Raw genomic sequence first — 22,917 nt, 5'->3', positions numbered from 1 at the left:
GTCTGGTGAAAGACAACGCCCGCCGTGGCGACGGGCCAGGGCGGGCGTTGCGGGTTCAGGCAGGCAAGGCGATCACTTCTTCATCGCCGCCGGCACGTCACGGCGCGGCGAGCCGGTGAAGAGCTGGCGCGGACGGCCGATCTTGTACTCGGGGTCGCCGATCATCTCGTTGAGCTGGGCGATCCAGCCCACGGTACGCGCAAGCGCAAAGATGCCGGTGAACAGGTTGACCGGGATGCCGATGGCGCGCTGCACGATGCCGGAGTAGAAGTCCACGTTCGGGTAGAGCTTGCGCTGCACGAAGTAGTCGTCTTCCAGCGCGATCTTCTCGAGTTCCTTGGCGAGCTTGAACAGCGGGTCGTTCTCGAGGCCGAGTTCCTGCAGCACCTCGTTGCAGGTTTCCTGCATGAGTTTGGCGCGCGGGTCGTAGTTCTTGTAGACGCGGTGGCCGAAGCCCATGAGCTTGACGCCCGAGGACTTGTCCTTGACCTTCTCCATGAACTCGCCGACCTTGGCCACGCCGCCGTTGCGCTGGATGTCCTCCAGCATGTTCAGGCAGGCTTCGTTGGCGCCGCCGTGGGCAGGGCCCCACAGGCAGGCCACGCCGGCCGCGATGGCAGCGAACGGGTTGGTGCCCGAGGAGCCGCACAGGCGCACGGTCGAGGTGGAGGCGTTCTGCTCGTGGTCGGCGTGCAGGATGAAGATGCGGTCGAGTGCGCGCTCGAGCACCGGGTTGACCTGGTAGTCCTCGCACGGCACGCCGAACATCATGCGCAGGAAGTTGCCCGCGTAGGACAACTCGTTGCGCGGGTACATGTAGGGCTGGCCGATGCCGTACTTGTAGGCCATCGACACCAGCGTCGGCATCTTGGCGATCAGGCGGATCGCTGCGATCTCGCGGTGCGTCGGGTTGTTGATGTCGGTGCTGTCGTGATAGAAGGCCGAGAGGCCGCCGACGAGGCCGGTGAGCACCGCCATCGGGTGCGCATCGCGGCGGAAGCCGCGCAGGAAGAACTGCATCTGCTCGTTGACCATGGTGTGGTTGGTCACGAGCTTGTGGAAGTCGGTGCGCTGCTTCTCATCGGGCAGTTCGCCCTTGAGCAGCAGGTAGCACACGTCGAGGTAGTCGCAGTGCATGGCCAGTTGCTCGATGGGATAGCCGCGGTACAGCAGTTCGCCCTTGTCGCCATCGATGTACGTGATGGCGGACTGGCAGGAGGCCGTCGAGAGGAAGCCCGGGTCGTACGTGAACATGCCCGTCTGCGCGTACAGCTTGCGGATGTCGATGACGTCCGGGCCGATGTTGCCGGCGTACACCGGCAGCTCCACACTGGGGCTGCCGTTGGAGAACGTCAAGGTGGCTTTGTTGTCGACGAGTTTCATGCGGGTTCCTCGGTTCTTGGGGTTGGGCTGACGGCGCGCAGCAGGGCAAGCACCTGCAACACGTCGTCGCGTGCGAGATCGCCCTCAAGGGGCTTTCGGCCGAGCAGCAGATCGAGCAGGTCGTTGTCCGACAGGTCCATCAGCAGGCCCAGGGCATCGGCCTGACGCACCGTCAGGCCGGCGGCGTGACGGGCGAAGAAGCGCTCGATGAACAGATCGTTCTCGAGCAGACCACGGCGGCACCGCCAGCGCAGCTTGCTGAAGCTGCGCTCGTCGAGCAGGGCGTCATCGGTGCCGTTCATGGGTTTCGGATGGGTCTCGCTCAAACCGAGCGCAGCACCATCATTTCCTTGATCTTGCCGATCGCCTTGGTGGGGTTGAGGCCCTTGGGGCAGACGTCGACGCAGTTCATGATGGTGTGGCAGCGGAACAGGCGGTACGGGTCCTCGAGGTTGTCCAGGCGCTCGCCGGTGGCCTGGTCGCGGCTGTCGGCGATGAACCGGTAGGCCTGCAGCAGGCCGGCCGGGCCCACGAACTTGTCGGGGTTCCACCAGAAGCTCGGGCAGCTCGTGGAGCAGCTCGCGCACAGGATGCACTCGTACAGACCGTTGAGCTCCTCGCGCTCCTCGGGCGACTGCAGGCGCTCCTTCTCGGGCGCGATGCTGTCGTTGATGAGGTACGGCTTGATGCTGTGGTACTGCTTGAAGAACAGCGTCATGTCCACGATCAGGTCGCGCACCACGGGCAGGCCGGGCAGCGGCTTCAACACGATGTCGCCCTTGAGCGTGTTCATGTTGGTCAGGCAGGCCAGGCCGTTCTTGCCGTTGATGTTCATGGCGTCCGAGCCGCACACGCCTTCACGGCAGGAGCGGCGGAACGAGATCGACGGATCCACGGCCTTGAGCTTCATGAGCGCGTCGAGCAGCATGCGCTCGTGCCCGTCCAGCTCGACCTGGATGGTCTGCATGTACGGCTTGGCGTCCTTCTCGGGGTCGTAGCGGTAGATCTTGAAAGTGCGAAGCATGGGGGTCTCCGTGAGAAGGCTCAGAACGTGCGGACTTTGGGCGGCACGGACTCGACGGTCAGCGGCTTGAGGTTCACCGGCTTGTAGGTCAGCGAGTTGTTCGCGCTGTGCCACAGGGTGTGCTTCATCCACTCGGCGTCGTTGCGGCCGAGCGGGAACTGCGGGTCGTCGGCCGGACGCTCATAGTCGTAGACGGTGTGTGCACCGCGGCATTCGCGGCGGGCAGCGGCCGAGGTCATGGTGGCCTGGGCGCACTCGATCAGGTTCTCGACCTCCAGCGCCTCGATGCGTGCGGTGTTGAACACCTTGGACTTGTCCTTGAGCTCGATCTTGCCCACGCGATCGCGCAGGGCGTTGATCTTGGCCACGCCCTCGTCCATGCCGGCCTGGGTGCGGAACACGCCCGCGTGCTGCTGCATGGCCGAGCGGATGTCGTTGGCGACGTTCTGTGCGTATTCGCCGCTGGTGGTGCCGTCCAGACGCGCCAGGCGGGCGAGCGTGAGATCGGCGCCGTCCTTGGGCACGGGCTTGTGGGTCTTGTTCTTGTCGTTGTACTGCACGATGTGGTTGCCGGCCGCACGGCCGAACACCAGCAGGTCGAGCAGGGAGTTGGTGCCCAGGCGGTTGGCGCCGTGCACGCTCACGCAGGAGCACTCACCCACCGCGTACAAGCCGTTGACCACCTTCTGGCCACCCGCACCATCGGGCACGACGACCTGGCCGTTGATGTTGGTCGGGATGCCACCCATCTGGTAGTGAATGGTGGGCACCACGGGAATCGGCTCGCGCGTGATGTCGACGTTGGCGAAGTTCACGCCGATCTCGTACACCGAGGGCAGGCGCTTGTGGATGGTGTCGGCGCTGAGATAGCTGAAGTTCAGCATCACGTAGTCCTTGTTGGGACCACAGCCACGGCCTTCCTTGATTTCCTGGTCCATGCAGCGCGAGACGAAGTCGCGCGGCGCCAGGTCTTTCAGCGTGGGGGCGTAGCGCTCCATGAAGCGCTCGCCCTCGCTGTTGACGAGGAAGGCGCCTTCACCGCGGCAGCCTTCCGTGAGCAGCACGCCCGCGCCGGCCACGCCGGTGGGGTGGAACTGCCAGAACTCCATGTCCTGCAGCGGGATGCCCGCGCGCGCGGCCATGCCGAGGCCATCGCCGGTGTTGATGAAGGCGTTGGTGGAGGCCGCAAAGATGCGGCCGGCGCCGCCGGTGGCCAGCAGCGTCGTCTTGGCCTCGAGCATGTAGACCTCGCCGGTCTCCATCTCGAGGGCGGTCACGCCCACCACGTCACCCTCGGCGTCGCGCACCAGGTCGAGCGCCATCCACTCGACGAAGAAGGTGGTGCGCGCCGCCACGTTCTGCTGGTACAGCGTGTGCAGCATGGCGTGGCCGGTGCGGTCGGCTGCGGCGCAGGCGCGCGGCACGGCCTTCTCGCCGTAGTTGGCGGTGTGGCCGCCGAAGGGGCGCTGGTAAATCGTGCCGTCGGGGTTGCGGTCGAACGGCATGCCCATGTGCTCGAGCTCGTACACCACCTTGGGTGCTTCGCGGCACATGAATTCGATGGCGTCCTGGTCACCGAGCCAGTCGGAGCCCTTGATGGTGTCGTAGAAGTGGTAGTGCCAGTTGTCCTCGCTCATGTTGCCGAGCGAGGCACCGATGCCACCCTGAGCGGCCACGGTGTGCGAGCGGGTGGGGAAGACCTTGGACAGCACGGCCACCTTGAGGCCGGCGCGCGCCAGTTGCAGCGACGCTCGCATGCCGGAGCCGCCGGCTCCAACGATGACGACGTCGAACTGTCGCTTGGGAAGGGATGCGTTGGCGGACATGGCGTCAGACTCTCCAGAGAACTTGGACCGCCCAGCCCAGGCAGGCGAGCAGCCAGACGATGGTGAACACGTGCAGCACGAGGCGCAGCGCGGCGGGCTTGACGTAATCCATCCAGATGTCGCGCACGCCGACCCACACGTGGTAGGTCAAGGCGAAGAACATCGCGAAGGTGAGCGCCTTCATCCACTGCGGCGCGAAGATGGCGGACCAGTTGTCGTAGCCGATGGGCCCGCTGCTGAAAAGCACCTGCGCCAGCAGGATGAGGGTGAACAGCGCCATGAGGGCGGCGGTGATGCGTTGCGCGAGCCAGTCGCGCATGCCGTAGCCGGCGCCGGTGACGACGCGCTTGGAACCGTAGTTGACGGACATGGTGGGTGACCTCGCGAATCAGTACAGGCCGAACAGCTTGGCGCCCAGCACCACGGTCAGGCCGATGCTCAGCACCAGCGTGACGATGGCCGACGACTTGCCGAATTCCTTGGTGACAGCATGCGTGGCGTCCATCCAGAGGTGGCGCACGCCGGCGATCAGGTGGTGCAGGTAAGCCCAGATGAGCGCGAGCACCACCAGCTTGAGCAGCCAGGCAGGCACGAAGCCCAGACCACCTGCAAAGGCGGCGACAAAGCGCTCGTAGGAAATCTCGGACGAAACCGAGGTGTCGAACAGCCACACGATCAGGGGCAGCAGCAGGAACATCAACAGGCCGCTCACGCGGTGCAGGATCGACACCCAGCCGGCAGCGGGCAACCGGTACGTGGTGAGGTCCTTGAACGCGTTGATGTTGCGGAACTCGGGCCGCTTGGTGGTCAACTCGGGCATGGGAAGGGCTTTCGTGGGAAAGGCGCTCGGGCGGGGGAGGGGCTTGGTAACTCGCTGGTAACTCGTGCCAGGAGCGGGCAAATTCTATTGCAACGCAGCACGCCATCGTGTCGCGCCCGGGGTCTTGCCCGAGCATTGCGCTGCGACGGCCCGCACAGTTGCCGCTGACTTCAGCTCAATTCATTGCGGTAATGGCGCGTATCGGTGCGGTACAGGCCGCGTCGCAGCTCCATCGGTGTGTCGTTGTAGGTGTAGGCCAGGCGCTCCACGCTCAGCAGGGGGTGGCCAGGCGTCACCGCCAGCAGCCCGGCGGCTTCGTCGTCCGCGCTCACGGCCTTGATCTTTTCCACCGCGCGAACCATCCGCACGCCGAACTGCGACTCGAACAGCGCATACATCGGCCCCTTGTCGCTGGCCAGGGTGTCGAGCGTGAGGCCCTTGAACGGGCCGCCGGGCAACCAGATCTCCTCGAGGATGGCCGGCGTGCCGCCGAAAGCCAGCACACGGCGCACCAGCAGCACGCCATCGCCGGTGCGCAGGCCGAGCTGGCGCGCCACCTCGGCACTGGCGCGCAGGCGCCTGCAGTCGATGATGCGGCGCTCGGCCAGTCCTTGCTCTTCGAGGGAGCCCTGATCGGGCAACAGGCGCAGGAAGCGGAACTGGATGTGCTGCTCGGCGTGCGTGGCCACGAAGGTGCCCTTGCCCTGGCGGCGCACCACGAGGTTGTCGGTGGCGAGCTCGTCGATCGCCTTGCGCACGGTGCCCTGACTGACGCGGTAGCGGGCAGCCAGCTCGAGCTCGCTGGGGATCATGTCGCCCGGCTTCCATTCGCCGGCCTGCAGGCTGCGCAGGATCAGCACCTTGATCTGCTGGTACAGCGGGCTGAACGCGGGCGCGCCTGCCTCAACGGCAAAGCCGCTTTCGCCCGCCGGTGGGGCTTCGGATGAAGAGGGTTGAGTGGCCATGGGAATGCTCGTCGCGGCTTGGCCGTGCGGTGCAATCATATCTTATATAAGACATAAGACAAATTGACCGGCTAGGGTTTACGCGGGTACACTCACGACCTGACCCGACCCCAGACCAACGCCGCTGAACAGGCGCTGCGTGCCGGTCCCGCGGCCTCGGTCTCTGCACATTCCAACACCCATCCCTGGAGCTCCCACCATGACCAAGAAGCCCGTTCGCGTCGCCGTCACCGGCGCCGCCGGCCAGATCGGCTACGCCCTGCTGTTTCGCATCGCCTCCGGCGAAATGCTCGGCAAGGACCAGCCGGTGATCCTGCAACTGCTGGAAGTGCCGGCGGAGGGCCCGCAGAAGGCGCTCAAGGGCGTGATGATGGAACTTGAAGACTGCGCCTTCCCGCTGCTGCACGGCATGGAAGCCCACAGCGACCCGATGACGGCGTTCAAGGACACCGACTACGCCCTGCTGGTGGGTTCGATGCCCCGCAAAGCCGGTATGGAGCGCGCCGAGCTGCTGTCCATCAACGGCCAGATCTTCATCGGCCAGGGCAAGGCCCTCAACGCCGTGGCCAGCCGCGACGTGAAGGTGCTCGTGGTGGGCAACCCGGCCAACACCAACGCCTGGATCGCCATGAAGAGCGCGCCCGACCTCAAGCGCGAGAACTTCACCGCCATGCTGCGCCTGGACCACAACCGCGCGCTCAGCCAGATTGCCGCCAAGACCGGCAAGCCGGTGGCGTCGATCAAGAAGCTCGGCGTGTGGGGCAACCACAGCCCCACCATGTACGCCGACTACCGCTTCGCCACCATCGACGGCGCCTCGGTCAAGGACATGATCAACGACCACGCCTGGAACAAGGACGTGTTCCTGCCCACCGTGGGCAAGCGCGGCGCCGCCATCATCGAAGCGCGCGGCCTGTCATCCGCCGCCTCGGCCGCCAACGCCGCGATCGACCACATGCGCGACTGGGCCCTGGGCACCAACGGCGGCTGGGTCACCATGGGCATCCCGTCCAACGGCGAATACGGCATCCCCAAGGACGTCATGTTCGGCTACCCCGTCACCTGCGAAGGCGGCCGGTACAAGATCGTTGAAGGTCTGCCGATCGACGAGTTCAGCCAGGGCTGCATCGACAAGACCCTGGCCGAGCTGATTGCCGAGCAGGACGGCGTCAAGCACCTGCTCTGATCGCCGGACCATCTTGCGCGTGAACCCACGTTCCATCCTGCTCGGGCCCCAGGCCGGCGCCATGGCGCTGCCGGTCTGTGACCACTACAGCGGGGTCGAGGTGCGCATGCGCAAAAGCCTGGCGCTGCAGGCCGAACTCACCGCCGAGTTCGGGGCCTGCGTGTTCGACGTCACGCTCGATTGCGAGGACGGCGCCCCGGTGGGCGGCGAGGCCGAGCACGCCGCGTTGGTCACCGAACTTGCGCTGTCGGCCCCGGCCGGTGCGCGCGTCGCCGTGCGCGTGCACGCGGTCGACCACCCGGCGTTCGAGGCCGACATTGAACACATCGTGCGCCGTGCCGGTGCACGGCTGTGCCATGTGATGCTGCCCAAGGTCGAGACCGTGGCCGACGTGGGGCGCGCGGCCGCGCTGCTCGACGCCGCGGGCGCGCACAACCTGCCGCTTCACGCGCTCATCGAATCGCCCGCTGCGGTGCACCGCGCTTTCGACATCGCGGCCCACCCGCGCATCCAGAGCCTGAGCTTCGGCCTGATGGACTTTGTCTCCGCCCACGGCGGTGCCATCCCGTCTGCCGGCATGACGTCGCAAGGCCAGTTCAGCCACCCGCTGGTGCTGCGCGCCAAGCTCGAGATCGCAAGCGCGTGCCACGCGCACGGCAAGGTGCCCGCGCACGGCGTCGTCACCGAGTTCAAGGACGCCGCCGCGCTGCAGGCCGCAGCACGCCGCGCCGCGCACGAACTCGGCTTCACCCGCATGTGGAGCATCCACCCCGACCAGATCCGCCCCATCGTCGCGGCCTTTGCGCCCGCGGCCGACGAGGTGGACGAAGCCGCCACCGTCATCGAGCGCGCCGCTGCTGCGGCCTGGGCGCCGGTGCAGGTGGCCGGCCGATTGCACGACCGCGCGAGCTACCGCTACTACTGGCAGGTGCTCGAGCGCGCCCACCGCACCGGGCGCAGCCTGCCTGCACCGGTGCAGAGCCTGCTCGCCCTTCATTGAACCCGAATCACCCACGCTGTCTGGAGAAGACCATGTCCACCTTCCTCGCCGACTACCGCGCCCACGCCGCCGAACGCGCCGCGCTGGGCATTCCGCCGCTGCCGCTCGACGCGAAGCAGGTGGCCGCCCTGATCGAGCTGATCAAGTCGCCCCCCGCCGGTGAGGACGCCTTCCTGCTGGACCTGCTCACCCACCGTGTGCCACCGGGCGTGGACGACGCGGCCAAGGTCAAGGCCAGCTTCCTGGCGGCCGTGGCGCACGGTGACCTGAAGGTCGGCTTGATCAGCAAGGCCAAGGCCACCGAGCTGCTCGGCACCATGGTGGGCGGCTACAACGTGCACCCGCTGATCGAGCTGCTCGACGACGCCGAGGTGGCGGGCGTGGCCGCCGATGCGCTGAAGAAGACGCTGCTGATGTTCGACTTCTTCAACGACGTGGCCGCCAAGGCCAAGGCCGGTAACGCCAAGGCACAAGAGGTGATGAAGAGCTGGGCCGACGCCGAGTGGTTCACCACGCGTCCGGAGGTGCCGAAGTCGATCACCGTCACGGTCTTCAAGGTCCCCGGTGAGACCAACACCGACGATCTCTCGCCCGCGCCCGACGCCTGGAGCCGCCCCGACATCCCGCTGCACTACCTGGCGATGCTCAAGAACACGCGCCCGGACGCGGCGTTCAAGCCCGAGGAAGACGGCAAGCGCGGCCCGATGCAGTTCATCGAGGACCTCAAGAAGAAGGGCCACCTCGTGGCCTACGTGGGCGACGTGGTGGGCACCGGCTCCTCGCGCAAATCGGCCACCAACTCGGTGATCTGGGCCACCGGCCAGGACATCCCCTTTGTGCCCAACAAGCGCTTTGGCGGTGTCACGCTGGGCGGCAAGATCGCGCCCATCTTCTTCAACACGCAGGAAGACTCGGGCTCGCTGCCGATCGAGGTGGACGTGAGCAAGCTCGAGATGGGCGACGTGATCGAGGTGCTGCCCTACGACGGCAAGATCACCAAGGGCGGCGCCACCGTGGCCGAGTTCAAGCTCAAGAGCGATGTGCTGCTCGACGAGGTGCGCGCCGGCGGCCGCATCAACCTCATCATTGGCCGCAGCCTCACCGGCAAGGCGCGTGAATTCCTGGGTCTGCCGGCCAGCACGGTGTTCCGCCTGCCGCAGGCGCCGGCCGCCACCAAGGCTGGCTTCACGCTGGCGCAGAAAATGGTGGGCCGCGCGGTCGGCCTGCCCGAAGGCCAGGGCGTGCGCCCCGGCACCTACTGCGAACCGAAGATGACGACCGTGGGCAGCCAGGACACCACCGGCCCCATGACCCGCGACGAGCTGAAAGACCTGGCCTGCCTGGGCTTCAGCGCCGACCTGGTGATGCAGAGCTTCTGCCACACCGCGGCCTACCCCAAGCCGGTGGACGTGAAGACCCACCGCGAGCTGCCGGCCTTCATCAGCAACCGCGGCGGCGTGGCCCTGCGCCCGGGCGACGGCGTGATCCACAGCTGGCTCAACCGCCTGCTGCTGCCCGACACCGTGGGCACCGGCGGCGACAGCCACACGCGCTTCCCCATTGGCATCAGCTTCCCCGCGGGCTCGGGCCTTGTGGCCTTCGGTGCCGCCACCGGCGTGATGCCGCTGGACATGCCCGAGAGCGTGCTGGTGCGCTTCAAGGGCCAGATGCAGCCCGGCGTGACGCTGCGCGACCTGGTGCACGCCATTCCCTACGCGGCCATCAAGGCCGGCCTGCTCACCGTGGCCAAGGCCGGCAAGAAGAACATCTTCTCGGGCCGCATCCTCGAGATCGAAGGCCTGCCCGACCTGAAGGTGGAGCAGGCGTTTGAGCTGAGCGACGCCAGCGCCGAGCGCTCGGCTGCCGGCTGCACGATCAAGCTCAACAAAGAGCCCGTCATCGAGTACCTCACCTCGAACGTCGTGCTCATGAAGAACATGATCGCCGACGGTTACGCCGACGCGAAGACATTGGCGCGCCGCATCGAGAAAGTGGAAGCCTGGCTGGCCAACCCGCAGCTGCTCGAGGCCGACAAGGACGCCGAGTACGCCGCCGTCATCGAGATCGATCTCAACGAGCTGAAAGAGCCCGTGCTCTGCTGCCCCAACGATCCGGACGACGCCAAGCTGCTGTCCGAGGTGGCGGGCACCAAGATCGACGAGGCCTTCATCGGCTCGTGCATGACCAACATCGGCCACTTCCGCGCCGCGGCCAAGCTGCTCGGCGGCCAGCGCGACATCCCGGTCAAGCTCTGGGTGGCCCCGCCCACCAAGATGGACCAGAACGAGCTGATCAAGGAAGGCCACTACGCCGCGTTCGGCACCGCCGGCGCGCGCACCGAAATGCCCGGCTGCAGCCTGTGCATGGGCAACCAGGCCCAGGTGCGCGAAGGCGCCACCGTGGTGAGCACCAGCACCCGCAACTTCCCCAACCGCCTCGGCAAGAACACCAACGTGTTCCTGGCCTCGGCCGAACTGGCGGCCATCGCGTCCAAGCTGGGCCGCATCCCCACCGTGGCCGAGTACCACGCCGAGATGGGCATCATCAACCAGGACGCCGCCAGCGTGTACCGCTACATGAACTTTGACCAGATCGAGGAGTATGCGGAAGCGGCCAAGGGCGTGGCGGTCTGACCGCTCCTCGAATACCGCGCACGACCTCCACGGACGCAAAAGGGCGTCACCTCGCGGTGACGCCCTTTTGTCCTCTTGGGCGCTTAAGTGTGATGTCCCATGATCACCTACGAAACAAGCGCGAGACGATGGAAGATTTCGAGGGTACGGGGCTTACGTCCGTCGAAGGAGTCGAACCCATGGATTGCATGATTTGCTGAGATTGCTCGTTCGAGCGCTCAACGAGCTTGTTCGTTTCGCCAGTGAGTTCACTGGATATGCGTTGCTGTGCACGCCGCTCATCGTCCATCCGATCGATGTTCTCTTGATGTTCTTTTGTCTCGGCACGGTATTGGTCAATATCCGCATCCAGGCGCTGTTTTATCTTTCGGGCGTTTGTATCGAGATAGTCCAAAACTTCTTCGGTTGTCATCGTCCCCGGCTCTTTGGTCCTCTCCCGAAAAGCCTTGGGAACACCGTTGTACGCCTCGCTTCCAGGGAGCTGGGGGAGGGGAATCTTCGTGGCGTTCTTTTCTTCGGGCGGCTGCCCGGTGATCTCGCCACTTGGCGCCTTGCCCACGCCATCTTCATTGGTTGTTTCGGATGGCGCCGGTAGCGGTGGTATCACTCGCGGCTGGTCGTCGGGCAGCTTGAACGCCTGCTGATCCGCGCCGACTTCAGAACCGCCGGTGTGACTGAATGGTTGTTCGACGACTGCCTCCTCGTCTGATGAATTCGGCGCAGAAGGAACAGTCGGAACGGCAGACGAGTCCGCTTGCGAAGTCCGCACGTCAATGATCTTGTGCGCACATTCGACGGCTTGCTCCACAATTTGCTTGTCATTGCCGTTGAGTTGGTCGATGACGTTGCGCAGTGGCTTGTCCTCGGGCAGTAGCGATCCCGGAGCTGCGCCGCTTGCGTCACAAGGTTTCTCCCCCCGGGCAAGCTCAGACAAGCGCATGGCCTCTAACGTATGCGTCCGCAATGACTCCGAGAGGGTCTTCTCCCGCACCATCGAGTTATCCAGACGCTGCTGACATACCTGCTGCGCGTGCTGAAAAAGGTCTCGCAACGGCGCCAGATCCTCCGCCGTCAGCTTGGGGTATTGGGTCAGCAGGCCGTCGACGAACTTCTGCATGTTGACCATGAAGGCCACCATCTTCGTATCTTGCTCGATGGCCTTCTTGTTCGCCTCCAGCGCCGCGCTGCTTTCGGCCACCTTATCGTTGGCGACTTTCAAATCGTCGGCGGCCACGGGAGGTGTGTCCAGCGATGCTTCGTCGATGTCGTCGCTGGCGTCGGGTGTATCGGGCTGCTGCGTCGCAGCCGTGGGAATGGGCAGTGGCGTTTCAGCCGGGTTCTGGTCGGCGTGGGCAGCGTTTTCTGGCTGAGGTTTCTCCGGCGCGACGGGCACCGATTCGGTCCCGGAACCCGTTTCGTTCACCCCCTCGCCTGAGGAACCGGTGGACCATTCAAAATCGTTGCACCCCCCGGGGGGCGTGCCACCCTCGGCGGTCACTGCGACCACCCCCGTCGCGGTTGGCTCTTGCAGCGTTTGTCCCTGCGTCGACGGCTGCAGATGGGATGCGTTGGGTTGTTCAAGCTTTTGCGGTTCACCCGCCGTCACGGGCTTGAACTCCCCTGTCGCGCCCCCGAGCGATTTGCTGTCCGTGAGAGGGGCGGGGTCCTTGGGCGGCTTTTGCGATACCGAGGAGGACGAATTGCGTATGACGCTGTGGCTGTTCATGGCGTGCAAGTGAGAGAAGTCAAGGCTTTCAAGCCCGCAGCGAGGCGTGCTGCAGGAAGTCGTGGGAGGACAGGGGAGCCGCTGTGGCCTTGCCGCCGCTCTCCAGCAGTTGGTGCCGCCAGGCGCGCACCTGGCTGGCCGTGTCGCGCAGCAGCCGGGCCATCCAGGCGTCGGGCGTTGCGTCATTGCGCGGTGGCGTGGCGCTCAGGCAGAGCAGGGTGGTGCTGCGCGTGGGGTGATAGCCGAAGCGCAGGTTCGGGTGGTCGGGCGTGCTGAGCTGCAGGGCCAGCAGGTGCTCGTGCACCGTGGCGCGGGTTTCCTCGGGAAAGCGGGCGATCTCGGCCAGCAGCAGGAAGCCGGGGCTCGACAGGCGGTTCTGCGCTTCCAGGTGCACCTCGTCGAGCGTGACGGTGTGGCCTTTGCCCAGGGCGTAGGGGTCGGCCAGGCCCAGCGCCAGGCAGGCGCGGTGGCACAGCGTTTCGAAGGCTTGGGGCGTCATGGCGGGTGGGGTGCAACGAAGGAAGGTCCTGCGTTGTGTAACCCGCCTCGGGCGGCGGTTCCCGTTGCTGCGGGCCCCTGGTGCCCCTGGGGCCGCCGGTCAGCCGGTCAGGCGTGGCTGGCCAGCGCCCTCAGCCGCTCGGCCGTTTCATCGTCGGCCGGAAAGAAGGTCTCCAGCGCCAGTTCCTGCAGCGTGATGTCCACCGCCGTGCCGAACACGGTGGTGGTGCTGATCAGGTTGAGCACGCCCAGCGGCGTGTCGAAGCGGAACGGCATGAGCACGCCGAGGTGTTCGCCGGGGAGGGCGTGGGCGGCGTGCTCCGGGGCGCCGGGCAGGGCGCGCAGTTCCTCGGCCAGGGCGGCCAGGGTGCTGTCGCCAGTGGCGGTGATCTGCTGGCGCAGGCGCTCCAGCAGGTGTTCGCGCCACTGCGGCAGGTTGTGGATGCGAGGCGCCAGGCCCTGCGGGTGCAGGCTCAGGCGCAGCACGTTCACGGGCGCCTTCAGGAGCTCGGGCGCCACGCCCTGCAGCAGCAGCGGCACCAGGCGGTTGTGCATCACCAGGTTCCAGTGCCGGTCCATCGCCAGGGCGGGCCAGGGCGCGTGCGCGTCCAGGATGCGCTGCACCGCGTTGCGGGCGGCGGCCATGGCCGGGTCGTCCAGCGCGCGCTCGCGGTACATCGGCGCGTAGCCGGCGGCCACCAGCAGCGCGTTGCGTTCGCGCGGTGGCAGCTGCAGCCGCTCGGCCAGGCGCAGCACCATCTCGCGGCTGGGGCTGGCACGGCCGGTCTCCACGCAGCTCAGGTGGCGGGTGGACACCTCGGCCTGCAGGGCCAGTTCGAGCTGACTCAGGCGGCGGCGCTGGCGCCAGTGGCGAAGGCGCTCGCCGAAAGGGGCGGGGGCGCTGGGGTGCGGGAGGTGGTGGGCGTGCATGGGCGCATGGTAGGGCGGCCCGGTGGCGCCGCCATGACCTCGCAGGTCATGGACCCGGTGCAGCCCGGTGGCCACGATGTGAACCCTGTTCAACGCCCTCAGGAGCCCACCATGACCCTCGCCGACCTTCACCTTCCCACCCCGTGGCTGCGCCGCGTGCTCGCCCTCGATGCGGCTTCGGGCGCCGCGCTCGCGCTGCTGCACCTGTTGTTGGCCGGTTCCCTGGCCGGCTGGTTCGGTTTGTCCGAGGGGCTGGTCAGCGCTGCCGGCTGGGCCCTGCTCGCCTACGTGCTGCTGGCTGGCCTGTTGGCGCGCCAGGCGCAACCGTCGCGCGGCGGCCTGATGCTGTTGATCGTCGGCAACCTGCTCTGGGGCCTGGCCTGCCTGGCCCTGGCCTGGGGCGGCCCGGGGGTCACGGCACTGGGCCAGGCCTACCTCACCGTGATGGCCGTGGCGGTGCTGGCCCTGGCCGATCTGGAGTTTCTCGGCTGGCGGGCGCCCGCGTTGCGGCTGGCGGCCTGAGTCCGCGTCGGGGCAATCGCCCCCGCGTTTGCGGCGGCGCCGGAAGGTCGCAGAATCGGTTCATTCTTGGTCGACCTTCAGGAGCTGCCCCATGGATGCCCCCACGCGTATTGCCCACCCGTTCGCCCACACCGTCAAGACCTTCACGCCCACGGCCGGCAAGAGCGGCCGTTTCCATTCGCTGCCCGAACTGGCGCGCGAGTTCCCCAACATCAAGCGCCTGCCGCATTCCATCCGCATCGTGCTGGAGAGCGTGCTGCGCCACTGCGACGGCGAGCGCGTGACGCGCGAGCACGTGAAGCAGCTCGCGAACTGGAAGCCCAGGGCCGCGCGCACCGACGAGATTCCCTTCACCGTGGCGCGTGTGGTGCTGCAGGATTTCACGGGCGTGCCGCTGCTGGCGGACCTGGCCGCCATGCGCAGCACCGCGCAGCGCCTGGGCCATGACCCGAAAAAGATCGAACCGCTGGTGCCGGTAGACCTCGTGGTGGACCACTCCGTGATGGTCGACCACTACGGCACCAAAGACGCGCTGGACTTGAACATGCGGCTGGAATTCAAGCGCAACCTGGAGCGCTACGGTTTCATGAAGTGGGGCATGCAGGCCTTCGACACCTTCGGCGTCGTGCCCCCCGGCTTCGGCATCGTGCACCAGGTGAACCTGGAGTACCTCGCACGCGGCGTGCACATGAAGGGCGGCCTGTACTACCCCGACACGCTGGTGGGCACCGACAGCCACACCACCATGATCAACGGCATCGGCGTGGTGGGCTGGGGTGTGGGCGGCATCGAGGCCGAGGCTGCGATGCTCGGCCAGCCGGTGTACTTCCTCACGCCCGACGTGGTGGGCTTCCAGCTCACCGGGCGGCTGCGCGGCGGCGTGACGGCCACCGATCTGGTGCTCACCGTCACCGAAATCCTGCGCCAGCACAAGGTGGTGGGCAAGTTCGTCGAGTTCTTTGGCGAGGGCACGGCCTCGCTCTCGCTGCCCGATCGCGCCACCATCGCGAACATGGCACCCGAGTACGGCGCCACCATGGGCTTCTTCCCGGTCGACGGCAAGACGCTCGACTACTTCCAGGGCACCGGCCGCAGCAAGGCCGAGATCGACGCCTTCGAGGCGTACTTCAAGGCCCAAGGCTTGTTCGGCGTGCCCAAGCGTGGCGAGATCGATTACTCGCAGGTGATCACGCTCGACCTCGGCACCGTGGCGCCCAGCCTGGCCGGCCCCAAGCGCCCGCAGGACCGCATCGAACTCGGCCATGTGGCGCGCCGCTTCACCGAACTGTTCAGCGCGCCGATGGAGGCCGGTGGCTTCAAGCAGCCGCCGCAGAAGCTTGCGCCACCCGTCAAGACCGCCGGCGGGCTGGAGGTCAGGAACGGCGACGTGCTGATCGCCGCCATCACCAGTTGCACCAACACCAGCAATCCCGGCGTGTTGCTCGCTGCGGGTCTGCTGGCGAAGAAGGCGGTGGAAAAGGGCCTCACCGTCAAACCGCACATCAAGACCTCGCTCGCGCCGGGCTCGCGCATCGTCACCGAGTACCTCACCAACACCGGTCTGCTGCCGTACCTGGAACAGCTGGGCTTCGCGCTCGCGGGATACGGTTGCACCACCTGCATCGGCAACGCGGGCGACCTCACGGCAGAACTCAATGCGGCCATCACCGGCAACGACCTGGTGTGCGCCGCCGTGCTCTCGGGCAACCGCAACTTCGAAGCGCGCATCCACCCCAACCTCAAGGCCAACTTCCTGGCCAGCCCGCCGCTGGTGGTGGCTTACGCCATCGCCGGCAACGTCACGGTGGACCTCATGACCCAGCCCGTGGGCACGGGCGAGGGCGGCAAGCCGGTCTATCTGGGTGACATCTGGCCCAGCGGCGAGGAAATCCACGCGCTGATGAAGAGCGCCATGAACGGCAAGGCCTACCGCGAGAACTACGCGCGGGTGAAGACCGAGCCCGGGGAACTCTGGGAGCGCATTCCGGGCTCTAGCGGCACCACCTACGACTGGCCGGGCAGCACCTACATCGCCGAGCCGCCGTTCTTCGAGGGCTTTGCGCTGGAGCAGAAGGACGCACACCGCCCCGTCTCGGTGCACGGCGCGCGCATCATGGCGCTGTTCGGCGATTCGATCACCACCGATCACATCTCGCCCGCGGGCAACATCAAGGCCAGCTCGCCGGCGGGCCAGTGGCTGCAGGCGCGCAAGGTGCTGCCGGCCGACTTCAACAGCTATGGTGCGCGGCGCGGCCACCACGAGGTGATGATGCGCGGCACCTTTGCCAACGTGCGCATCAAAAACCTGATGATCCCGCCGCGGGACGACGGCACGCGCGAGGAGAGCGGGTTGACCTTGCACCAGCCGTCGGGCGACAAGCTGCCGATCTACGACGCCGCCATGCGCTACGTGGCGTCGGGCGTGCCCACGGTGATCTTCGCGGGCGAGGAGTACGGCACCGGCTCCAGCCGAGACTGGGCTGCCAAGGGCACGCAGCTGCTGGGCATCAAGGCGGTGGTGGCGCGCAGCTTCGAGCGCATCCACCGCAGCAACCTGGTGGGCATGGGCGTGCTGCCGTTGCAGTTCAAGCCCGGTGATTCCTGGGAGTCCCTGGGGTTGCGTGGGGACGAGACGATCGACGTCATTCCGCATCCTGAACTCAAGCCGCAGAGCGACGCCACGCTCACGATCGTCAGCCCCGACGGCCTGCGGCGCGAGATCACCGTCACCCTGCGCATCGACACCCCGGTGGAGGTGGACTACTACCGTTCGGGGGGAATCCTGCCTTACGTGCTGCGGCAATTGTTGACTGCTTGAGCCGGGCGCCGGATCGCTGCATCATGTGACCCACGGGTGAGTTCTCACCTCGGTTCTTCGGGGGTCGCCATGCGCCAGTCAGCGAAGTACAGCCCGTCGCGACGCCCGACGCCTGCGGTGATCGAGTCGCCCGCGACGGATGCCGGCAGCGAGCCGGTCACGCCAGCGCGCCCGCCGCGGCGCTGGCGCTCTGCCGTGGCGCGCCAGCTCACGCAGCAGCGCCTGCTGTGGATGGCGGTGGCCTTGCTGTCGGTGCCGCTCATGGCCATGGTGTGGCAGCAGCGCCAGGGTGGGGCGGCCGCGCTCACGCAGAAGGACATCGACGCTGCCGTGCTGCGCACACTCACCACGCAGGTGATGCCCTCGCCCGCGGCACGCGCGGCCGAGAAAATCCGCCCCTCGGTGGTGCGCGTGTTGTCCTACGGCAAGGACAAGGACGGCAAGGAAGAAGAGCAGGGCGTGGGCACCGGCGTGGTCATCGTCGACAAGGGCATCATCCTTACGAACCTGCACGTGGTGCAGGGCGCCGAGCGGCTCAAGATCACCTTTGCCGACGGCAGCGAGTCAGGCGCCAGTGTCACCGGTGCGCAGCCCGAGAACGACCTGGCGGTGCTGCAGGCGCACACCATTCCCGACGATCTGGCCGCGGCCACCATGCGATCCACGAACGACCTGGTCGCTGGCGATGAGGTGGTGGCGGTGGGGTTCCCCTTCGGCATCGGCCCGTCGGTGTCGGCCGGCGTCATCTCCGGCTTCGACCGCGAGTTCAAGTCGCCCGAGGGCAAGCAGGTCATCGGCAACCTGATCCAGTTCGACGCGGCGGCCAACCCGGGCAATTCCGGCGGGCCGTTGGTGACCATGGACGGGGAGGTGGTCGGCATCGTCACCGGCATTCTCAACCCGACCAGCGCCCGCACGTTCGTGGGCATCGGATTTGCTGTACCGATTGAAAGTGCGGCGTCCGCCGCCGGGCTCCCCCCGTTCTGACCACCGACCTCACCACACGGAGACCTTCATGAGCGACCACAACGCCCCTGAAACCGCACAGCTCATGGAGCAGATCCTCTACGAGGTCAAGCGCGTCGTCGTGGGCCAGGACCGTTTTCTCGAACGCGTCATGGTGGCCATGCTCGCGCAAGGGCACCTGCTCGTCGAAGGCGTGCCCGGGCTGGCCAAGACGCTCACCGTCAAGACACTGGCCGACGTGGTGCGCGGACGCTTCAAGCGCATCCAGTTCACGCCCGACCTGGTGCCGGCCGACCTCGTGGGCACGCGCATCTACAACCAGAAGACGGGCGACTTCAGCACCTCGCTGGGGCCGGTGTTCGCCAACCTGCTGCTGGCCGACGAGATCAACCGCGCCCCGGCCAAGGTGCAGAGCGCGCTGCTGGAGGTCATGCAGGAGCGGCAGGTGACGATCGCGGGTGAGACGCACAAGGTGCCCAAGCCGTTCCTCGTGATGGCGACGCAGAACCCGATCGAGACCGAAGGCACCTACCCGCTGCCCGAGGCCCAGGTCGACCGTTTCATGATGAAGGTGGTGGTGGACTACCCGAGCGACGAGGAGGAATACGTCATCGTGGAGCGCGTCACCGGGCCGGCGATCCAGGTCAACGCGGTGGCCACCACCGATCAACTGGCCGCGCTGCAGGCGCAGTGCCGCGAGGTCTACGTCGATCCTTCGCTGGTGCAGTACGCGGTGAAACTGGTCTCGGCCACGCGCACGCCCGACAAGCACGGCCTGAAGGACATGGGCCGCCTCATCACCTTCGGTGCCAGCCCGCGAGCCACGATCGGCCTGGTCGAGGGCGCGCGTGCACTGGCCATGCTGCGCGGGCGCAGCTACGCACTGCCCGAGGACATGGTCGACCTTGTGCCCGACGTGTTGCGCCACCGCGTGGTGCTGTCCTACGAAGGCCTGTCCGAGGGGCTCACGAGCGAGGCGCTGATCGCGCGCGTCATGAAGCAGATCCCGCCCCCGGCGCGCCCGCTGGAAGCCGAGAAGCGTGCGGCTTGAGTCGCCAGGACACACCATGTTCGCTCGGCTCTTCGGCAAACGGCCCGACACCTCGGCAGGCGTTGCTGCGCCTGCCGTGCAGCGCGCCGAGGCGCTGCTGCGGCGCCTGGAGTGGACCGTGCTGCGCCGCCTGGACGGGCTGCTGCAGGGCGATTACCGCACCCTGATGCGCGGCAGCGGCCTCGATCTGGCCGATCTGCGCGAATACCAGTTGCACGACGACGTGCGCCACATCGACTGGAACGTCACCGCGCGGCTGCAGCACCCGCACGTGCGCGTGTTCACCGAAGACCGCGAGATGGCGGCCTGGTTCCTGCTCGACCTCAGCCCATCGGTGAACTTCGGCTCGGGTGAGCAGCGCAAGAGCGAGGTGCTGCTGCAGTTCACCGCGGTGCTGGCGCGCCTCATCTCGCGCCATGGCAACCGCGTGGGCGCACTGGTCTATGGGCAGCGAGGGCTGCCCCGCATCGACGCCGTGCTGCCCGCGCGCGGTGGGCGCAACCATGTGCTGCGGCTCATGCAGTTGCTGCTGCAGCCGCCGGCGCCCGAGGTGCGCAGCAAGCCCGGTGAGGGCGCCACGCGGCTGGGCGACCTGCTGCGCGGTGCCACGCTCAGTGTGCGCCAACGCAGCACCGTGTTCGTGGTGTCCGATTTCATCAGCGAGCCCGGCTGGGAGCAGCCGCTGGGTGAATTGGCGCGCCGCCACGACGTGGTGGCCGTGCGTCTGGTCGATCCGCTGGAACTCGAGCTGCCCGACCTGGGCCTGATCCCGATTCGCGACGCCGAGACCGGCGAGCAATTGATGGTGGACACGCACGACAAAGGCTTTCGCCAGCGCTTTGCGCGCATCGCCGCGCAACGCGAGGCGCAGTTGCGCGAGAGCCTGGCGCGCGCGGGCGTGGACACACTGGAGCTGGCCACCGACGACGACCTGGCGGACGCCGTGCTGCGCTTCGTCGACCTGCGCAAACAGCGTGTGCGGCAGAACCCGGGGGCGCGGCCCGTGCCCACGCAGCTGCCGCGCCGCCAACGAGAAGGAGCCCGCGCATGAACAACCTCCTCGACAACCTGCCGCCCGTGACCTTTCTGTGGCCGCAGTTCCTGTGGTTGCTGTTGGCGCTGCCGCTGCTGATGGTGCTCTATTGGTGGCTCTTGCGCCGCAAGAAGCGCACCGCACTGCGCTACGCCAACCTCGCCATCGTGCGCGAGGCCATGGGCCGCGGGCCGGGCTGGCGGCGCCATGTGCCCCCTGTGTTCATGCTGTTCGCCTTTGCCGCCATGCTGCTGGCCTCTGCGCGGCCCATGGCGTCCATCAGCCTGCCCTCCACGCAGCAGACCATCATCCTGGCGATGGATGTGTCGGGCAGCATGCGCGCCGAGGATGTGCAGCCGAACCGACTGGTGGCTTCCCAGAACGCGGCCAAGGCCTTTCTGGCCGAATTGCCGCGCCACGTGAAGGTGGGCATCGTGGCCTTCGCGGGGGCGGCGCAGGTGGTGCAGCCCGTCACGCTCAGCCGCGAGGACCTCAACACCGCCATCGACAAGTTCCAGCTTCAGCGCGCCACCGCCATCGGCAGTGCCATCGTGGTGTCGCTCTCCGAGCTGTTCCCCGATCAGCGCATCAGCCTCACCGACATGACCTGGAACCGCAACGCCGACCCGTTCGCGCCGCGCGGTCGCTCCATCGACCAACCTCGGGCCGAGGAAAAGCCCTTCCAGCCCGTGGAGCCCGGTTCCTACGGCTCGGCCGCCATCATCCTGCTTACCGACGGCCAACGCACCACCGGCGTCGACACCGCCGAGGCCGCGCGCATGGCGGCCGAGCGCGGCGTGCGTGTCTACACCGTGGGTGTGGGCACGGTCGAGGGCGAGATCATCGGCTTCGAGGGCTGGTCCATGCGCGTGCGGCTCGACGAGGAAACGCTAAAGGACGTGGCGCGCACCACCAAGGGCGAGTACTACTACGCCGGCACGGCCGAGAACCTCAAGCAGGTCTACCAGTCGCTGAGCACCAAGCTCACGGTCGAGAAGAAAGAGACCGAAGTCGCGGGCCTGCTGGCTTTGGTGGCCTCGATCCTGGCGCTCACGGCGGCCACGCTCTCATTGCTCTGGTTCAACCGCATCTTGTGAGAATCGACGATCGGCATTGGTCCTGGGCCCGGTGTGTTCCTTCTGTGATCGCCCGTGCTCGCGTCAATGGCTCGACCGGCGAAGCAGTGCGTCGAAGAGCTTCAGCATCGCATTGCTCAGCACCGGCGGAAGGCGTGACGCCAGTATCGCCAGGTCGAAGGTGAATGTGACTTCGTCGGGAAGACGCTTCATGTGCTGCAATGCATCGGCGAGCATGGGTACGAGCTCGCCAGGCAACGCCTGCGGCTTCGTCATGTATTCAAGCGTCACGGCGAAGGCGAACTCTGCGGCGGCCTCCGCGTTGAGTTGTTGCATCAGTGCGAGCGTCTCCGGGAGACCATGCAAGTTGATTGGGTAGTTGAGGGCACGTGACAGGTCTTGCCGATTGGTGCAGGAGGCAAATGCACTGATGGCCGTGTTGGCCAGACTGGAAACTTTCAGCACACCACTGCGTTTCAGCTCGAGCATTTGACCCATGTAGGCTGCAGGCCCCCAGGTGCGCGCTGCCCGTTGGATGCCGACTGGCTGCGCGGGGATGCCAGGCATCAGCTGGATACCCGGCAGTCTGATTTGAGGCACGGTGCGGGCAATGGCCGTTGGCAGTTGCGGCTCCGTTGTCAAGGATGGGATGCTGATGCCCGTCTCAAACCGATAGGTGGACAGCTGTTCGGTTGGAAGTGTGCGAGCCCGCTTGTTGGTGCCCGATGACGTGCCATCGTCAATGCCGCCCCCGTATTCGTTGATGCTGGTGGGCACCGCGTTTGTGACCGATGCTTTGTGCGTGCGCTTGAGATTCCCAGCTACGAGCTGCTGGTACTTTTGGCTCGCCAGCTCTGTGAAGCGCTTTACGGACAAGGTTTGACTTGCAGAAATGTCTTGCGCCTTGTACTGCCAAAGACGTTGTTGAATGGTGTCCAGTGCTTGGTGTACCCGCCTGCCATCTTCGGTGGTGGGGTCGAAGTCATCGCCCTTGATCTTGAGAATTGCGCTGGTCGCCTGCTCAACAAGCAAGTCTCGATAGGCGTGAAGTTCGGGGGGCAGGGTGGCGGGCAGTGCAGCCGCCAGTTCCTTGTAGTAGTTGACCGTCGTTTTGCCTTTGGGTTCCATTCGAAAGTTGGCGAGACACATGCAGGCGAACACCGTGCCCTCGTCCTGCTTTCTCACGTCCCGCAGCCTGCGAAACAGCCCTACCATGGACGCGACCCTGGGTGCCCCTTTATTTCCACTATTGCGCGCGCTACCAATCAACACCATGGCGTCTTCAAGGGTCTCGCATTGCTTCATACAGCGATGTGCGCTGCCTTTTTCTCTCGGGCGTGTCCGAATTTTTGTGTGTGAGGCGCCGGAAGACTTGTCCACGGTGTCGCTCGTCGCTTGCGACGAACGAGCGACGCGGTGGTCAAGTCGCTGCCGCATGTTACGCGGCGGGTCGGGTGAAG

Annotated in this window: 20 protein-coding genes; 9 read left to right on the top strand and 11 right to left on the bottom strand. The window is 66.5% G+C overall.

Translation table 11 applies throughout. From position 1 onward, the window contains the following. Positions 1-72: 72 nt before the first annotated feature. The 7 genes from M3149_RS12550 to M3149_RS12520 form a co-directional block, all read right to left on the bottom strand. Positions 73-1,383, bottom strand: a complete 1,311-nt coding sequence (locus tag M3149_RS12550) for a citrate synthase (RefSeq protein WP_251709879.1) — start codon at positions 1,381-1,383, stop codon at positions 73-75. Then, positions 1,380-1,685, bottom strand: coding sequence for a succinate dehydrogenase assembly factor 2 (locus M3149_RS12545; RefSeq protein WP_251709878.1), 306 nt, complete (start codon positions 1,683-1,685; stop codon positions 1,380-1,382). Before M3149_RS12545 ends, M3149_RS12550 begins: the two co-directional genes overlap by 4 nt. Positions 1,686-1,705: 20 nt before the next feature. Next, positions 1,706-2,407, bottom strand: coding sequence for a succinate dehydrogenase iron-sulfur subunit (locus M3149_RS12540; protein ID WP_251709877.1), 702 nt, complete (start codon positions 2,405-2,407; stop codon positions 1,706-1,708). Between the two features lie 20 nt (positions 2,408-2,427). Further along, positions 2,428-4,233: a succinate dehydrogenase flavoprotein subunit gene (gene sdhA, locus M3149_RS12535; RefSeq protein WP_251709876.1), complete on the bottom strand. Its 1,806-nt coding sequence runs from the start codon at positions 4,231-4,233 to the stop codon at positions 2,428-2,430. Between the two features lie 4 nt (positions 4,234-4,237). Then, on the bottom strand, positions 4,238-4,603 hold the full coding sequence (gene sdhD / locus M3149_RS12530; RefSeq protein ID WP_251709875.1) for a succinate dehydrogenase, hydrophobic membrane anchor protein: 366 nt from the start codon (positions 4,601-4,603) through the stop codon (positions 4,238-4,240). Positions 4,604-4,621: 18 nt separating this feature from the next. Next, positions 4,622-5,053 carry a succinate dehydrogenase, cytochrome b556 subunit gene (sdhC, locus tag M3149_RS12525; protein ID WP_251709874.1) on the bottom strand — a complete coding sequence of 144 codons (432 nt, stop codon included), beginning with the start codon at positions 5,051-5,053 and terminating at the stop codon, positions 4,622-4,624. 170 nt (positions 5,054-5,223) lie between these two features. Continuing rightward, positions 5,224-6,018: a GntR family transcriptional regulator gene (locus M3149_RS12520; RefSeq protein ID WP_251709873.1), complete on the bottom strand. Its 795-nt coding sequence runs from the start codon at positions 6,016-6,018 to the stop codon at positions 5,224-5,226. Positions 6,019-6,217: 199 nt separating this feature from the next. On the opposite strand from M3149_RS12520, the gene M3149_RS12515 reads away from it, so the two are divergent. The 3 genes from M3149_RS12515 to acnB all read left to right on the top strand — a co-directional run bounded on the left by M3149_RS12515 (position 6,218) and on the right by acnB (position 10,837). Beyond that, entirely contained in the window at positions 6,218-7,204 is a 987-nt protein-coding gene (locus M3149_RS12515) for a malate dehydrogenase (protein WP_251709872.1), read from the top strand. Between the two features lie 61 nt (positions 7,205-7,265). Continuing rightward, positions 7,266-8,204, top strand: coding sequence for an HpcH/HpaI aldolase/citrate lyase family protein (locus tag M3149_RS12510; RefSeq protein WP_251710006.1), 939 nt, complete (start codon positions 7,266-7,268; stop codon positions 8,202-8,204). Positions 8,205-8,236: 32 nt separating this feature from the next. Beyond that, entirely contained in the window at positions 8,237-10,837 is a 2,601-nt protein-coding gene (acnB, locus tag M3149_RS12505; RefSeq protein WP_251709871.1) for a bifunctional aconitate hydratase 2/2-methylisocitrate dehydratase, read from the top strand. Positions 10,838-10,940: 103 nt separating this feature from the next. Here the strand turns inward: acnB and M3149_RS12500 are convergent, their stop codons facing one another. The 3 genes from M3149_RS12500 to M3149_RS12490 form a co-directional block, all read right to left on the bottom strand. Further along, positions 10,941-12,563, bottom strand: coding sequence for a hypothetical protein (locus M3149_RS12500; RefSeq protein ID WP_251709870.1), 1,623 nt, complete (start codon positions 12,561-12,563; stop codon positions 10,941-10,943). A 28-nt stretch (positions 12,564-12,591) separates the two neighbouring features. After that, entirely contained in the window at positions 12,592-13,062 is a 471-nt protein-coding gene (locus tag M3149_RS12495; protein ID WP_251709869.1) for a hypothetical protein, read from the bottom strand. A 107-nt stretch (positions 13,063-13,169) separates the two neighbouring features. After that, the gene (locus tag M3149_RS12490; protein WP_251709868.1) at positions 13,170-13,991 is read right to left on the bottom strand and encodes a helix-turn-helix domain-containing protein; all 822 of its coding nucleotides are present in this window, start codon (positions 13,989-13,991) and stop codon (positions 13,170-13,172) included. A gap of 111 nt (positions 13,992-14,102) precedes the next feature. Here M3149_RS12490 and M3149_RS12485 point away from each other — a divergent pair, with 111 nt between their 5' ends. The 6 genes from M3149_RS12485 (at position 14,103) to M3149_RS12460 (ending at position 21,478) form a co-directional block, all read left to right on the top strand. Further along, the gene (locus M3149_RS12485; RefSeq protein WP_251709867.1) at positions 14,103-14,513 is read left to right on the top strand and encodes a hypothetical protein; all 411 of its coding nucleotides are present in this window, start codon (positions 14,103-14,105) and stop codon (positions 14,511-14,513) included. 91 nt (positions 14,514-14,604) lie between these two features. Continuing rightward, a complete protein-coding gene (gene acnA / locus M3149_RS12480; protein WP_251709866.1) occupies positions 14,605-17,331 on the top strand; it encodes an aconitate hydratase AcnA in 2,727 nt (908 codons plus the stop codon). Between the two features lie 69 nt (positions 17,332-17,400). Next, the gene (locus M3149_RS12475) at positions 17,401-18,318 is read left to right on the top strand and encodes a S1C family serine protease (RefSeq protein WP_251709865.1); all 918 of its coding nucleotides are present in this window, start codon (positions 17,401-17,403) and stop codon (positions 18,316-18,318) included. A 28-nt stretch (positions 18,319-18,346) separates the two neighbouring features. Then, the gene (locus M3149_RS12470) at positions 18,347-19,348 is read left to right on the top strand and encodes an AAA family ATPase (protein WP_251709864.1); all 1,002 of its coding nucleotides are present in this window, start codon (positions 18,347-18,349) and stop codon (positions 19,346-19,348) included. Positions 19,349-19,364: 16 nt separating this feature from the next. Then, complete coding sequence (locus M3149_RS12465) at positions 19,365-20,399, top strand: DUF58 domain-containing protein (protein WP_251709863.1); 1,035 nt, start codon at positions 19,365-19,367, stop codon at positions 20,397-20,399. A 26-nt stretch (positions 20,400-20,425) separates the two neighbouring features. Continuing rightward, the gene (locus M3149_RS12460; protein WP_251710005.1) at positions 20,426-21,478 is read left to right on the top strand and encodes a VWA domain-containing protein; all 1,053 of its coding nucleotides are present in this window, start codon (positions 20,426-20,428) and stop codon (positions 21,476-21,478) included. Positions 21,479-21,541: 63 nt separating this feature from the next. Here the strand turns inward: M3149_RS12460 and M3149_RS12455 are convergent, their stop codons facing one another. Then, positions 21,542-22,837 (bottom strand): hypothetical protein, encoded by a 1,296-nt coding sequence (locus tag M3149_RS12455; RefSeq protein WP_251709862.1) that lies wholly within the window; start codon positions 22,835-22,837, stop codon positions 21,542-21,544. Between the last annotated feature and the right edge of the window lie 80 nt (positions 22,838-22,917).

Origin of the sequence: Hydrogenophaga intermedia, assembly GCF_023715105.1 — a bacterium.
Classification (GTDB): Bacteria; Pseudomonadota; Gammaproteobacteria; order Burkholderiales; family Burkholderiaceae_C; genus Hydrogenophaga; species Hydrogenophaga intermedia_A.
The sequence above is the reverse complement of the archived record's forward strand: the minus strand, read 5'-3'. Positions and strand labels throughout refer to the sequence as shown.